Source organism: Pontibacter coccineus (genome assembly GCF_030546575.1).
GTDB classification, from domain to species: Bacteria; Bacteroidota; Bacteroidia; order Cytophagales; family Hymenobacteraceae; genus Pontibacter; species Pontibacter coccineus.
On sequence record NZ_JAUOTN010000010.1, the window covers coordinates 1 to 12,984 of the forward strand.

General features: G+C 49.4%; 11 protein-coding genes. 3 read left to right on the forward strand and 8 right to left on the reverse strand.

Going from position 1 to position 12,984, the window contains the following annotated elements:
• Positions 1-308, reverse strand: a 308-nt coding sequence (locus tag Q4E40_RS18660; RefSeq protein WP_303414346.1) for an HYR domain-containing protein, incomplete at its 3' end; no start/stop codon positions are given.
• A 184-nt stretch (positions 309-492) separates the two neighbouring features.
• On the opposite strand from Q4E40_RS18660, the gene Q4E40_RS18665 reads away from it, so the two are divergent.
• Complete coding sequence (locus tag Q4E40_RS18665) at positions 493-1,029, forward strand: hypothetical protein (RefSeq protein ID WP_303414347.1); 537 nt, start codon at positions 493-495, stop codon at positions 1,027-1,029.
• A 1,092-nt stretch (positions 1,030-2,121) separates the two neighbouring features.
• On the forward strand, positions 2,122-2,988 hold the full coding sequence (locus Q4E40_RS18670; RefSeq protein ID WP_303414349.1) for a DUF2911 domain-containing protein: 867 nt from the start codon (positions 2,122-2,124) through the stop codon (positions 2,986-2,988).
• A gap of 61 nt (positions 2,989-3,049) precedes the next feature.
• Here Q4E40_RS18670 and Q4E40_RS18675 read toward each other — a convergent pair whose 3' ends face one another.
• Genes Q4E40_RS18675 through mnmA form a run of 5 tightly spaced genes read right to left on the reverse strand, consistent with a single transcriptional unit; the run spans position 3,050 to position 9,722 of the window.
• On the reverse strand, positions 3,050-5,479 hold the full coding sequence (locus Q4E40_RS18675; RefSeq protein ID WP_303414352.1) for a TonB-dependent receptor: 2,430 nt from the start codon (positions 5,477-5,479) through the stop codon (positions 3,050-3,052).
• A gap of 21 nt (positions 5,480-5,500) precedes the next feature.
• Positions 5,501-6,154 (reverse strand): ribulose-phosphate 3-epimerase, encoded by a 654-nt coding sequence (gene rpe / locus Q4E40_RS18680; RefSeq protein ID WP_303414354.1) that lies wholly within the window; start codon positions 6,152-6,154, stop codon positions 5,501-5,503.
• A gap of 57 nt (positions 6,155-6,211) precedes the next feature.
• A complete protein-coding gene (locus Q4E40_RS18685) occupies positions 6,212-7,852 on the reverse strand; it encodes a S8 family serine peptidase (RefSeq protein ID WP_303414357.1) in 1,641 nt (546 codons plus the stop codon).
• 8 nt (positions 7,853-7,860) lie between these two features.
• Positions 7,861-8,595, reverse strand: coding sequence for a hypothetical protein (locus Q4E40_RS18690; RefSeq protein ID WP_303414358.1), 735 nt, complete (start codon positions 8,593-8,595; stop codon positions 7,861-7,863).
• Positions 8,595-9,722: a tRNA 2-thiouridine(34) synthase MnmA gene (gene mnmA / locus Q4E40_RS18695; protein WP_188499610.1), complete on the reverse strand. Its 1,128-nt coding sequence runs from the start codon at positions 9,720-9,722 to the stop codon at positions 8,595-8,597. The genes Q4E40_RS18690 and mnmA overlap by 1 nt, the downstream gene beginning before the upstream one ends.
• A 227-nt stretch (positions 9,723-9,949) precedes the next feature.
• Here mnmA and trpF point away from each other — a divergent pair, with 227 nt between their 5' ends.
• On the forward strand, positions 9,950-10,573 hold the full coding sequence (gene trpF, locus Q4E40_RS18700) for a phosphoribosylanthranilate isomerase (protein WP_303414361.1): 624 nt from the start codon (positions 9,950-9,952) through the stop codon (positions 10,571-10,573).
• 464 nt (positions 10,574-11,037) lie between these two features.
• Here the strand turns inward: trpF and trmB are convergent, their stop codons facing one another.
• The gene (gene trmB, locus Q4E40_RS18705; RefSeq protein ID WP_303414362.1) at positions 11,038-11,691 is read right to left on the reverse strand and encodes a tRNA (guanosine(46)-N7)-methyltransferase TrmB; all 654 of its coding nucleotides are present in this window, start codon (positions 11,689-11,691) and stop codon (positions 11,038-11,040) included.
• A 3-nt stretch (positions 11,692-11,694) separates the two neighbouring features.
• Positions 11,695-12,942, reverse strand: coding sequence for a bifunctional folylpolyglutamate synthase/dihydrofolate synthase (locus Q4E40_RS18710; RefSeq protein ID WP_303414364.1), 1,248 nt, complete (start codon positions 12,940-12,942; stop codon positions 11,695-11,697).
• Positions 12,943-12,984 lie beyond the last annotated feature (42 nt).

Here is a 12,984-nt window from a genome sequence, read left to right on the forward strand (position 1 = left end):
CAAGAGGCATTCGCCGCTACTGTCACTGCCGCTGGCGCCGTGATCGTTGGATTAGTCTCGTCAACGACCGTCACGGTCTGAGTCGCGGTCGCGGTCAGACCAGCACCGTCAGTCACAGTCCAGATCACGTCTGTATCGCCCAGTGGGAAAGTGGCTGGGGCATTGTTGGTCACCGAAGCTACCGAGCAGTTGTCGCCTGCCTCTGGTGTGCCGAGTTCCACGCCCGTGGCCTGGCAAGAGGCATTCGCCGCTACTGTCACTGCCGCTGGCGCCGTGATCGTTGGATTAGTCTCGTCAACGACCGTCACGGTTATTGCATTTGATATAGAAGAAGAACATCCATTAGCAGTCACAATAACTGTATAAGAACCACTCTCACTTACTGTAAAGGATTGGGTTGTTGCTCCATCAATTGCCACTCCACCTCTATACCATTGATTTCCACTTGAAGCAGAGGAGGCTAATACCACAGAACTACCCGGGCAGACGGTAGTGCTTGAAGCAGCACTGATTGTTGGTCTATCTGGAGTTATTCTAGGGTTCGCTGTACCAGAACCAGCAGCGCTAGTACAGCCATTCACGGTTTTTGTCACTGAGTATGTGCCTACTCTTGACACTGTGATAGTTGAAGTGCTTTCCCCGGTACTCCACAGAAGGTTGCCTGCCGCGTCAGTAGAAAGCGTCGAGGTACCGTTGCAGTTGTCTACTACCGTCACCACTGGAGCAGTTGGAGTTGTTCTAGGGGCCGCAGTTCCTGAACCTGCTGCACTTCGACAGCCACCAGTCACCGTAGTCGTTACAGTATATGTTCCAGCAGATGCAACCGTAATAGAAGCGGTAGTTTCGCCGGTACTCCACAAAAGTGAACCTGAAGCTGTTGTCGATAATGTTGAAGTACCATTGCAATTATTAACAACAGTTACTACTGGTGTAGCAGGTGTTGTACAAACTGGGGCATACGCTGCAGTTAAGGTTGTAACACTATTACCGTTATTGTTACTAGCAAAAGTTCGATTTGGAGCAGAATAAGTAACTCCATCAATAATTATATCATTAAATGTAACTGTGATAGTCTCTCCTTGATTCACAGCAATATTAGGAGTGCCAGAAGGTCCTGGGTAAACAAAAGGTTTTGTTCCAGTTCTGGTAGATGCCCCTCCAGTAATTGTATAGGATGCAACGATATTGTATGTTCCAGTCCCACTTAATCCTGAAGCAGTAAAATTAACATTGGCATCATAGAAGACTGTAGTGGCTTTAGCTCCGCTTTGTTTACCTTCCACAACTACTGTAAACATTACTCCCAGATGTCTATCCTCAATTGGATACCTAATTGTCCATGTACCATCCGGATTAACCTTTGTATCATGATAACCATGATGATGATCATGCGAGGGAGTTTCTTCCAAGTGAATGTCTACTAGGCTGTCTTGGGTCCAACCGTAGCCTGTTATAATAGCGACTTCGCCAGGAACGTAATCATCCTTGTCGGACATCACCGTTGGCGCATAATTATCGAAGGCGTTCACGCCAAAGAAGGAAAGCGAAGCTAATAACGTGACTACATACAGCAGTCGCCACTTCGCAATGTGTGTTAGTAAAAGTTTACCATTCATAAAGCAGTAGTAAAGGGTTATAAATAAAGGGTTTACATTTTTAACTCGCTCCTGACGTCATTCTGGAGCGCAACAGTAGAATAAAAAGGTCTTGCGTATTCCTGGCTCAAATCAAAAAAGAGCAAGTCATGTCCGGCTACCTGCAGGCAGGTAGGAAATGAGATGCTCTTGGTAGGAGATATCAATCAAATGAATAATATTTAAATTTATAGTATCATTATACAAATTTAAGCACAAATGGTTATACTATTCAAACATTTATTTAAGTTATTTTTATTAAATACAAAATCAAAACTACTGTTCACCCCATGTTAGCAACCTTTTCATCCAATAATATGCCCAAACTCCCTGTTTATGCCATGTTATTATGATGGCGACCTTTAAAACCAGTGCAATTTTTAGCTAAGTTTGTATCAAAAATTTGATATATATTTTTTTGTAGCTTTGGCATAGTTTTTTCGGTAACAGCCTATACTATCAAAGACACGTCACACGTATATAGATCATGAAGAAGTATCTGCTCAGTTTTTTGGCCCTTGTTTTATGCTTCGCACTAAGTGAGCAAGCCGCCGCCCAGATCAAATTGCCGCAGGCCAGCCCTGCCGCTATGGTAAAACAAACCATCGGACTGACTGAGATAACGGTGCGCTACCATGCACCGGGTGTTAAAGGGCGACAGATCTTCGGATCGCTTGTGCCTTATGGTAAAATCTGGCGAGCTGGTGCCAACGAGGCTACGCTGATCACCTTCGAAGACGATCTATTCCTGAACCACGAACGTGTTCCGGCAGGTACTTACTCTTTCTTTATTCTGCCAGAAAACGAGACGGAATGGAATATTGTGCTGAACAAAGACACGACGCTTTGGGGTCTGGAAGGTTACAGTGAACTAAATGACGTGGCATACCTGCGGGTAACACCAACTAAAATTCCTTTCCAGGAAACATTGCAATTTGCCTTCAGCGACATCAGCACCAACACGGGTACGTTGAATCTGACCTGGGAGAATTCAAAAGTGTCAATCAGTATTGAAACAGAAATCGAGAAGAAGGCGCTGGCAAACATCAACAAGGCTTTGAAAGCAGCAGCTCCAGATGACTGGTATACCTGGGCACAGGCTGCCGATTACCTGACCTCACGCAAAGACCAGCATGAGAAGGCCTTGGAATACATCAACAAGTCCATCTCCATAAAAGAGAATTTCTTTAACAATTGGGTGAAAGCCAGGCTGTATGCCTTGAACAGAGAATACCAGGTAGCGGCTAACTTAAGTGCGAAGGCCATGCAATTGGGACCGAAAGAGCCGGAAAGCTATCAGACGTATGCACGGGAAATCGAGTCGGCGTACAATGAATGGAAAAAGCGCAGGTAACACAGGTATAGCAAAAAAGAGCGGGGCTCCGGTAACAAACGGAGCCCCGCTTTATTTTTGCTTAAAAGCGGGCAATGAAACGAAGATTGAGACGACGGCCTGTCAGGAAATTAGGTATAGCGTAAGTCAGGTTATTCACGTCCGTGACGTAGCTGTAGGAAATGCGGTTCTGCGCGTCGATGATGTTGAGTACTTCCAGGCCAATCCAAAGGCTCTCCAACGATACTTTCTTTCGCTCCGTCAGGTCATCGCCCAAGGCAATGAGCTTCGAAAAACCAATGTCCACGCGCTTATAGGACTTTCCTGAAAAGGCATTGCGGAAATCCGGACGGTTAGGCGGGCCGAAGGGCAGCCCACTACCATACACTGCGTTCAGGTACATCCGCACAGTTGGGGTATCGGGCAGGTGGTCTTGAAAAAACACGCCAATGTTTACCAGTTGGTCTGTCGGACGGCGCAAATAACCCCGATCCTGACTTCCTATTATCTCACCCGAACTGTTATAGACCAGACTGGAGTCGCCCTGCACGTTCTCGCGCGTCTGCATCAGACCCAAGCTCAACCAGGACTCCGCTCCAGGTATAAACTCCCCGTTCACCCGCACATCTATACCTGCTGCGTAGGCCTTGGCGTTGTTCTGTCCATAATAGCGCAGTCGTACATTATCCAGATCATAAGGTACCACATTGGTCATGTGTTTGTAATAGGCCTCGGTCGTCAGCTTAAAGTCGCGGTCCCAGGCTTTGAACAGGTAGTCGCTGCCCACGACAGCATGCAGGGAGCGCTGGGCTTTCAGATCGGGGTTTAGCTCACCCTGGAAGTTGCGCAATTCCCGGTAAAAGGGCGGTTGGTAGTAAAGACCGACAGCTGCTTTAAAAGAAAGGTCGGGATTATGGCGGGTGATAAAGGAATACTGCACCCGTGGCGTGATCGTCAGCTCGTTGTTATAGCTCCAGTAGCTGGCCCGGAGACCATACGTGATCGTTTTGAGCGAATCCAACTCGTAGGTATGCTGCACATAGCCGTTGTAACGCTGTGTGTGTAGGCTTACTTCAGAATCAAGCTGGTAAGCCATGGTCACATAATCGGAGGAATCCACAAAACCATATTCAGCCAGTTGGTCGTTGATGCGCTCCAGACTGGCCTTGGCTCCGGCCAGCACGGTGCTGCGGGAACTCAGCCGCCAGGTAGTACGGCTCTCAGCTGCCAGTACCATCGCCATCAGAGCATTGCGGGCATGATCAAACTGACTGCCAATGCCCCGATCACGCAGGCATTCGCCCTTATCGTTGCGACCGAGCGTGTTTACGTCGCACAACCGGTACAAGGCCTCTATATCCCGAAACTCCCGCTCCAGTGAGTGGACACCCGACACAATGAATTCTGTCAGTAAATTGTCTGATACCTGATGGCTTAGGTTAGCTCCTGCCTGGTAGGTATCGTATTCCATGTTTTCTTGTCCATCGTATTCAACTAGCAGCCGGAGAGGCGCCTGTCGGGTACCGAAGGTCGTTGTTCGGGTCTGTGGCTTTACCCGGTAATTGTTACGGGCATAGCTCCCCAACAGTCCCAGTGTCGTGCGCTCCGGCTCTTTGCCCAGATCAAAGCTCAGGTATACCTGTCCGTCAGTAAAAGTAGGTCGGTACTCCCCGTCTACCTGCAGCCCCTGCAACATGTACCTGCTATTCTTGTGGCGCAGGCCCATCAGGTATGAGATGCGCTTGTTCTTGGACGCCTCCTCCAGGTGGATGGCACCACCGGTAAGACTGCCGGTCACAGAGCCGGCAAAGTCCGTCGGGCGTTTGTATTGGATGTTGAGCACCGAAGACAATTTATCGCCATACTTGGGCTGCCAGCCCCCGGAGGAGAACTCGACATTGGCGACCAGATCAGGGTTGACAAAGCTCAGACCCTCTTGTTGCGCAGCAGAGATCAGAAAGGGGCGGTAAATTTCGATGCCGTTGACGTAAACCAGGTTTTCGTCGTAGTTGCCACCTCGCACAGAGTAGGTCGAGGACAGTTCGTTGTTGCTGGTAACGCCAGGCAGCGTAGCCAGAATCATGTTAAAGTCGCCGAAAGCGGACGGCAGGTTTTTGGTGAGTGTCGGATCCAGGCGGGTGACGCTGACTTGCTCGCGGGTGTCGTCCTCGCGTTTGCCGCGCACATCCACCTGTCGCAATTGCTGCGGATCGGCTTCTAATATAAAGTCGAGCACCAGCTCCTGCCCTGTCTCGAGGCGCACAGCCCGCTCCTGCTGCTTGTAACCGAGGTAGCGCACGACTAGCACCAAGTCTTCAGCAACTGGTACCTTCAGGCTATACCTGCCTTGGGAATCGGTTTGAACGCCAAGGGTACGGCCCTGCACCCCTACCGTCGCCATTTCGAGTGGCTGGCGATTTTGGTCCAGAACCGTACCCTTTATCATTCCCTGCTGTGCAAAGACACCTGCTGGCAGCAGCATCAAGAGCCATACCGCAAGATATCGGTGCATAGAGGATGTTTAGGTTTGAAATTAAGCCTGGTTTTTCAGATTGGCGATGGTCTGCAACGGATCTGCTGAGTTAAACACGAAGCTACCTGCCACCAAGGCATCGGCACCCTTTTCAAGCATCAAAGGAGCGTTATGCTGGTTCACACCGCCGTCAATCTCAATCAGCGCTTTGGAATTGCGAGCGATGATCAGGTTTTTCAGAGCTTCGATCTTTCGGTAGGTATTTTCAATGAATTTCTGACCGCCAAAGCCCGGGTTTACCGACATCAAACATACCAGATCCACGTCCGCGATCACATCGTCGAGGAGTTGTACGGAAGTATGGGGGTTGAGGGCTATACCTGCCTTGGCTCCCGTTGCTTTTATCTGCTGAATGGTGCGGTGCAGGTGATTGCAGGCTTCCAAGTGCACCGATATGATCTCCGCGCCTGCCTCTCTGAACTGCTCAATGTAAAGCTCCGGCTCCACGATCATCAGGTGCACATCCAGCGGCTTTTTAGCATGGCGCTGGATGGCCTGCAGCACAGGAAAACCGAAAGAGATGTTCGGCACAAAACGGCCGTCCATGATGTCGATGTGCAGCCAGTCAGCCTGGCTTTGGTTCAGCATTTCTACTTCAGATTGCAAATTGGCAAAATCGGAAGCGAGTACAGAAGGAGCGATAATTGGTTTCATGAAACAAATATAGAAATTAAGATAGAATCCATCGTGTGAAAAAAAAACCCACGGGTATTAGAGTCTGACAAAGCGCAGGGTAGCGTTTCTGCTATTGGAACTCACCTGGCAGAGGTAGATGCCTTTTTTGAGAAGGGAAGGTCTGATATTGAGCGTTTGTACCGCTTGATTTGCTGGCAGTAGCTGGGAGTGGACCAACTTACCGGCCGTATCATAGAGTCGGGCTATTGCATGCTCCTGCTGCCAGTTCTCGTCCATATGCAATACAATTGGCTCTTCCGACACGGGATTAGTAATGCTGACACCAATCGCCTGTTCGTCGGCCAGACCGGTAACGAGCCGGGTATAAGTAGGTATGCCGTACCCAATGGTGTTGTTGGGGTTGTTGTAGTTGCTCCCCAGTTGACGCATCAGTTCCAGCAATTCCATGTTAGTGAGCTTTGGGCGGGCCTGCCAGATGCAGGCGACCATCCCCGCCATGATTGGTCCTGAGAAAGAGGTGCCACTGGAACGACCTAAGTTGCCTGAAGAAGACAGCACGTATACCTGCTGCCCCATCGCCACTACATCCGGTTTTAGTCTTTGATCGGCCGTGGGACCCACTGAACTGAAGATCGCCTGTACGCCAAGCGAGTCCACGGCGCCCACGGTGAGCACAGAGTCGGCATCGGCGGGTGCGGAAATATAGCGCCAGGCTTTATTGCCCTCGTTGCCGGCGCTCGTCACGACCAGCATACCGGTAGCGGCAGCCAGATCGGCTGCGCGGGTAATGATGGTGGTGTTGCCGTTGAGCTCGCTGTAGGTATAGCTGTAAGAAGGCGCATCGAACGAGGTATAGCCGAGTGAAGAATTGATCACATCTACCCCGGCACTATCGGCAAACTCAGCAGCCAGTAGCCAGTTCACCTCCTCAATATTATGCTCAGTGGTCGCATCTTCTGTTCGGAACAGGTAATAGTCGGCTTTGGGGGCTGTTCCCACGATGCGGCCTGGCTCATAAGCAGCCATCGTGGATAGCACCGATGTGCCATGCTGACTGTGCCCGTAAACGTCTTTCTTCTTGCCTACAAAGTCATAAGTACCCTTTAACTGACCATTCTGGAAAAGGTGTGAGAAAGCATTGATGCTGTTCACGCCCGGAAAACCGGCGTCGAACACGGCAATGGTAATACCTTCACCCTGGTAGCCAGCCGCATGCAACTCAGGTATACCCAGCATGTTGGACTGGTGGAATGAGGGACCAAAATAAGAAGCGTCGAAAGAAGCGCTGGCAAGCTTTAAACTGTCGTTGGATTGCGTGCCTTTCTTGCCGGAAGTTGCTGTAGGCAAGCGGTTGAGTTGTTGGGCTCCTTTTACGTAAGCAAGCGTCTGCAACTCGGCCAATTTTTCAGGAGAGCATTGCACGATAGCTGCATTGAACCAACGGGAGGTATAGAGCACCTTCGCGCCCGATGCCTTCAGCCCGCTCACATAACTTGGGTTAACAGGCAGGTCACGAACGGAAAGCGCTATACCCTGCTTGCTCCGGCGTTCGATCGCCTTGGCTGAAAGGTATAGCGCTGGTTGTGCTACCGTAAAAGGAGAATTATTCTTATCAGTGAAGTAGATCAGATGCTTCTGCTCTGTGCCGCCAGGCCCCTGCGCCTTTGCAGAAAGGGCTAGTAGCAGGAGGCAGACGAACATGGTCAGAGATCGCATAATTAGTCTTATAGTTTACCGTGCTCGATTAAGATTTCTTCCCGTTCGTGGCCGCTATCGATTTTAAATCCATCAACACAGCCTGCACCACCCTGGCAATCTTTGTAATTCAATCGGTCGGAAACGCGATGCACCAGGCCTATACCTTCTGCATAAACTTCAAAACGGTCATCGTGTACAGTACCAAGGGATCTGAAATTTTGTAATACGGTGGCTGTAACCGGATAATTTTGATCATTCAGTACGTAGTTTTCACCTACGGACTGGAAAGTATAAACCTCCTTGTTGTTTCGAATCTTGTTAACTGAGCCCTCCGCCACTTGCCACGTATTATACAAATCGCCGACAAACTCCATCCCGTTTTTTACAGGAAAAACAAGCTTCACGTATTTCGTGTTGTTTTTGGTTAACATGACCATGGTCGTGCTCTTGGCCACTGTCATCACCGAATCATCCAGCCATGAAGCAGTTGCTGTCGGTCGTTTAGATCGAATAATCTTGTAAACAAGCTGACCAGTCTGGTCGATAAAGCTTGTATCTACCCGCTCACGCAACTGGTAATTGAGCTTGGAAGGTTCATCACCGAAATATATCGTTTCTTCCACGTTATATACCCGGTACTGCCCTATCTCCAACGGATAATAATCGTAGCCCATCGCGACCGGGTCGGGGTCCTTGTATTTACTTTCGCAGCCAGCCACAAAAGCGGACAGCACAACCAGAAGCAAAAGGGCTCTTCTCATTATTGCAACACGTTCAGGTTATAGTCTGAGTTAAAGTTCGTCTCGATCCAGCCACCACCGATCACATCGTTGCCTTCGTAGAACACGGCAGCCTGCCCAGGCGCGATCGCGTGCACACCTCTTAGGAAGTGTACTTTCATTTTATCGCCTTCCTGCTCGATAATAGCCTCTGTACCCGGGTCGTTATACCTTACTTTCGTAATGGTAGGTATAGGCTGACCGATCAGGTTTTCGTACTTCACCATGTTGAGCTTGCCCACGGTCATGGCGTTTTTGGCCAGGTCTTCGTAGTTGCCCAGCACCACGCGGTTAGCGTCTTTTTCGATACGGGTTACATACGCCGGGAAACCAAGCGCTATACCCAGGCCTTTACGCTGCCCGATAGTATAAAACGGATACCCTTCGTGCTTGCCTACAACAGTACCGTCTTCAAGCACAAACTCTCCACCGGCCACCAGCTCTTCCAGACCCTCTACGCGACGCTTCAGGAAGCTACGGTAGTCGTTGTCAGGTATAAAGCAGATCTCGTAAGACTCTGGCTTATTCACTAGCTCGGTAAAGCCGCGGTCCATCGCCATCTGGCGAATCTCGGTCTTGCGCAGCCCTCCCAATGGGAAAATAGTACGGGCCAGACTCTTTTGTGAGATACCCCACAGGGCATAGGACTGATCCTTGCTCTCATCCAGTCCCTTGGAGATTACATAGCGACCGTTTTCCTCGCGGATGTTGGCATAGTGTCCGGTAGCGATAAAATCGCAACCCAGCTGGTCAGCACGACGCAGCAAGGCATCCCATTTAATGTGTGTGTTGCACAGTACGCATGGGTTTGGCGTGCGACCGGCTATGTATTCGTCCGTAAAGTGGTTGATCACAAAATCACCAAACTCTTCGCGTATGTCTATGATATAGTGCGGGAAGCCAAGCTGCACGGCTATGTTGCGGGCGTCATTGATCGAGTCAAGGCTGCAGCAGCCGGTTTCCTTCTTGCTGGCACCGCTCGATGCGTAGTCCCATGTCTTCATGGTCATCCCCACTACTTCATAGCCCTGCTCGTGCAACATCACTGCCGCCACGGAGCTGTCAATGCCGCCGCTCATGGCTACCAATACCCTTCCTAACTTACTCATTTATCTTCAGTATTGTAATTCGAATTGCTATAATTTTACTACAAAGATAGTAACATCAGGGCACTAATAAAGATTCAGCCGGGCAAATATTGTAGCGACAACAATTTGGAAAGAGGTAGTACGTTAAAAAAAACATTAAAAAATATGGCATTGTACCCGATTTGGGACTTACTTTGGAATAAAATAAGACGAACAGAACCGACACGGTTCTAAAAAGATAGACTGCTATGGGCTTACGTACCTCCGTAATAGTAAACGGAATAAACAATTTGAGCGATGCTCGTTATTGCGCCGGCATGGGCGTTGATATTATCAGCTTTAACCTGAAACTGGATGACAAGGAACGGATGACTTCCGATACGTTGAAGGAAATTGTGGGCTGGGTATCTGGCGTAAAACTGGCCGGCGAGTTTGAGCGTGCCAAGCCCGATATCATCAACCAGTACGCCGATGACTTCGGCCTCGACTACATTCAGCTCGATACGCCCTACCTGATCGACGAAATCGAAGAGATCAACCGTCCGGTTATCCAGAAGGTTTTCATCAATAAAGACACGGTAGAAAGTGAACTGCTGGAAATGATGGAGCTGTACAGCCCGTCTGTTGACAGCTTCCTGATCTATTCATCAGATTTTGATAACATCGACGACACCAATATCAAGTTCCTCAAGAACATCTCGAAACGATTCCAGGTATACCTGGGCTTCGGAGTTCACCGTCAAAATATCAATACCGTCCTGAAAGAAATCAAACCTGCCGGCATCGGCCTGCGCGGTGGTCACGAGATCAAGCCTGGTCTAAAAGACTTTGACGAGCTTCAGGAAATCTTTGAAGAGATAGAAGAAAATTAGGGGGTTTCGGAGTTGAGGAGTTTAAGAGTTGAGATCTAGCGACTTTAAGCTGTAACCCCGTTCACAGGCATAGACCATCCTGAACGTTCTCAAACTAAATGCCCTGAATGCTCTTTCGGACATCCATGTCCGGAAGCATTTCTGCCGGGGACATCCTTGTCCCCCTATACCTTCCAGCTTACACGCGGGGATTAGGAAATCCCCGGCCGTTTGCTTCGGGATTTATCAATCCCGAAGAGCCTTGTAGTAGAGTCTTTTAGAAAATATGATCACTTGTAGGGACAGGTCGCGACTTGTCCGAATCGTGCACCGGGCCTGAACTTGAGTTTCTTTATTAGACTTGCTATACCTTGTATACCTTGAAATTCTACGAGGTAACCATGCCGAAATAATAAAGACGGTCTGCTATACCTAGGTATGGCAGACCGTCTTGTTTTAAACTATTCGCGATAATACCAGCTGTCTTATACCTTGAACTGCAGGTATTTGATGGTGATCTCCTCGGCAAGATAGCGTTTTTCGTAAGTAGTGTAAATGCCCATGGTATGCTCCTGCAGATCGGACTGGTACAGGTTAGAGGTATAGAGCAGGTCTTTCGGATCACGCTCTCCCAACACTTCCAGAGTATAATCAAAGAGCATCTGGTTGTCGGTTTTCAAGTGAAGGATGCCGCCAGGCTTTAGAATTTTGGCATACAGGTCAAGGAAACGCGGTGAAGTAAGCCTACGCTTAATATCGCGGTCTTTTGGTCGCGGGTCTGGGAAGGTCACCCAAATCTCGTCCACCTCTCCTTCTGCAAAGTTATCTTCCAGGTTCTCGATGAAGGTGCGTAGGAAAGCCACATTGTGCAGATCTTCCTCTTCCGCCAGCGAACTGCCCTTCCAAATCCGTGCTCCCTTAATGTCCAGTCCCAGGAAGTTTTTGTCCGGATACAGGCGGGCCATTCCCACCGTATACTCCCCACGTCCGCAGCCTATCTCCAGAATCAGAGGATTGTCATTCTCGAAAAACTCGTCCCGCCACTTGCCTTTCAACTGACCGTAGAGTTCTCCTTCCGGTTCTATCACATTCTCACGCTCCGCTATGGCGGCAAACTTTGCTAATTTACTTCTTCCCATTTCTTATAATTCGTCAATCTCTGCGACCACAAAGGTACTACCTCCAATAAAAATTACCTCATCCGGTTTCGCATTTCCCCTGGCCGCCGCAATGGCTTCGCTCACGGATGCATAAGCATTGCCTTGCAAACCAACCCTGTCGGCTTTTTCCTGTAGTTCTGCCACTGGCAAAGCGCGCGGAATCTGGGCCTGGCAGAAATAATAGGTATAATCCTTAGGCAATAGCTGCAGAATAGTCGTCACATCCTTGTCATTTACGGCTCCGAACACCATGTGGACCTGCCTGGGTTTAAGAGTGCGCAACTGAGCAAGTATTTGTTTAATGCCATCTACATTATGACCTGTATCACAAATAGTTAAAGGGTTATTACCCAATACCTGCCAACGACCCTTTAGGCCTGTGATGGATTTAGCGTTAGCTATACCTTGACGTATGGCTTCATCCAAAATAGTAAAGCCCCGGTCACGAAGCAGCAGCAATGATTTGAGCACACCGGGCAGGTTAAACTGCTGGTATATCCCTGCCAGGTCGGACTGGAGCGCAGGCAGCCACAGCTTGTCGTCCAGGTATGCGTCATATACCTGCCCTTCCAGATGCTGCTCTAACACTTGTATGCGAATAGTATCGGTGGCAAAATACAGCGGCGCTTCTTCAGTAGCAGCCTTACGCTCGAACACCTCCACGATCTCAGCTTGCTTGGTGCTGATCACCGCAGGTATACGGGGCTTGATGATGCCGGCCTTCTCGCCAGCTATTTCGGCCAGTGTATCGCCTAACAATGCCTGGTGGTCAAGCCCGATATTCGTAATAAGCGAAAGCTCAGGCGAAATGATGTTTGTCGAGTCTAGTCTGCCGCCCAGGCCTACTTCGATCACGGCGACATCCACCTGCTCGTCAGCAAAAAACTGAAAGGCAAGCGCCACAGTCATCTCAAAAAAGGAAGGTTTTACCTGCTCAAACAGGCCCTTGTGCTGCTCCACAAAGCGGATCAGGTAATCCTGTGGCAATTCAACACCGTTCACGCGCACCCTTTCGGTAAAGGACTTGAGATGCGGCGAGGTATAGAGGCCCGTCTTGTAGCCGGCGCTCTGAAGCACGGCTGCCAGCATGTGCGAACTACTGCCCTTGCCGTTGGTACCTGCCACGTGCACCGTCTTAAACTTATGCTGCGGCTGACCAAGCGCATCGCAAAGGGCTATGATGTTGTCGAGGCTCTTCTTAAAAGCAACATTGCCGATGCGTTGAAACATCGGCAATTGTTGGTATAAGTAATCAAGACATTCTTGATAAGT

Coding starts and splice junctions, on each gene's coding strand:
- mnmA (WP_188499610.1), bottom strand. CDS start 9,722: ATGAGTAAGTTAGGAAGGGTATTGGTAGCCATGAGCGGCGGCATTGAC.
- Q4E40_RS18690 (WP_303414358.1), bottom strand. CDS start 8,595: ATGAGAAGAGCCCTTTTGCTTCTGGTTGTGCTGTCCGCTTTTGTGGCT.
- rpe (WP_303414354.1), bottom strand. CDS start 6,154: ATGAAACCAATTATCGCTCCTTCTGTACTCGCTTCCGATTTTGCCAAT.
- trmB (WP_303414362.1), bottom strand. CDS start 11,691: ATGGGAAGAAGTAAATTAGCAAAGTTTGCCGCCATAGCGGAGCGTGAG.
- trpF (WP_303414361.1), top strand. CDS start 9,950: ATGGGCTTACGTACCTCCGTAATAGTAAACGGAATAAACAATTTGAGC.
- Q4E40_RS18685 (WP_303414357.1), bottom strand. CDS start 7,852: ATGCGATCTCTGACCATGTTCGTCTGCCTCCTGCTACTAGCCCTTTCT.
- Q4E40_RS18710 (WP_303414364.1), bottom strand. CDS start 12,942: ATGTTTCAACGCATCGGCAATGTTGCTTTTAAGAAGAGCCTCGACAAC.
- Q4E40_RS18675 (WP_303414352.1), bottom strand. CDS start 5,479: ATGCACCGATATCTTGCGGTATGGCTCTTGATGCTGCTGCCAGCAGGT.
- Q4E40_RS18670 (WP_303414349.1), top strand. CDS start 2,122: ATGAAGAAGTATCTGCTCAGTTTTTTGGCCCTTGTTTTATGCTTCGCA.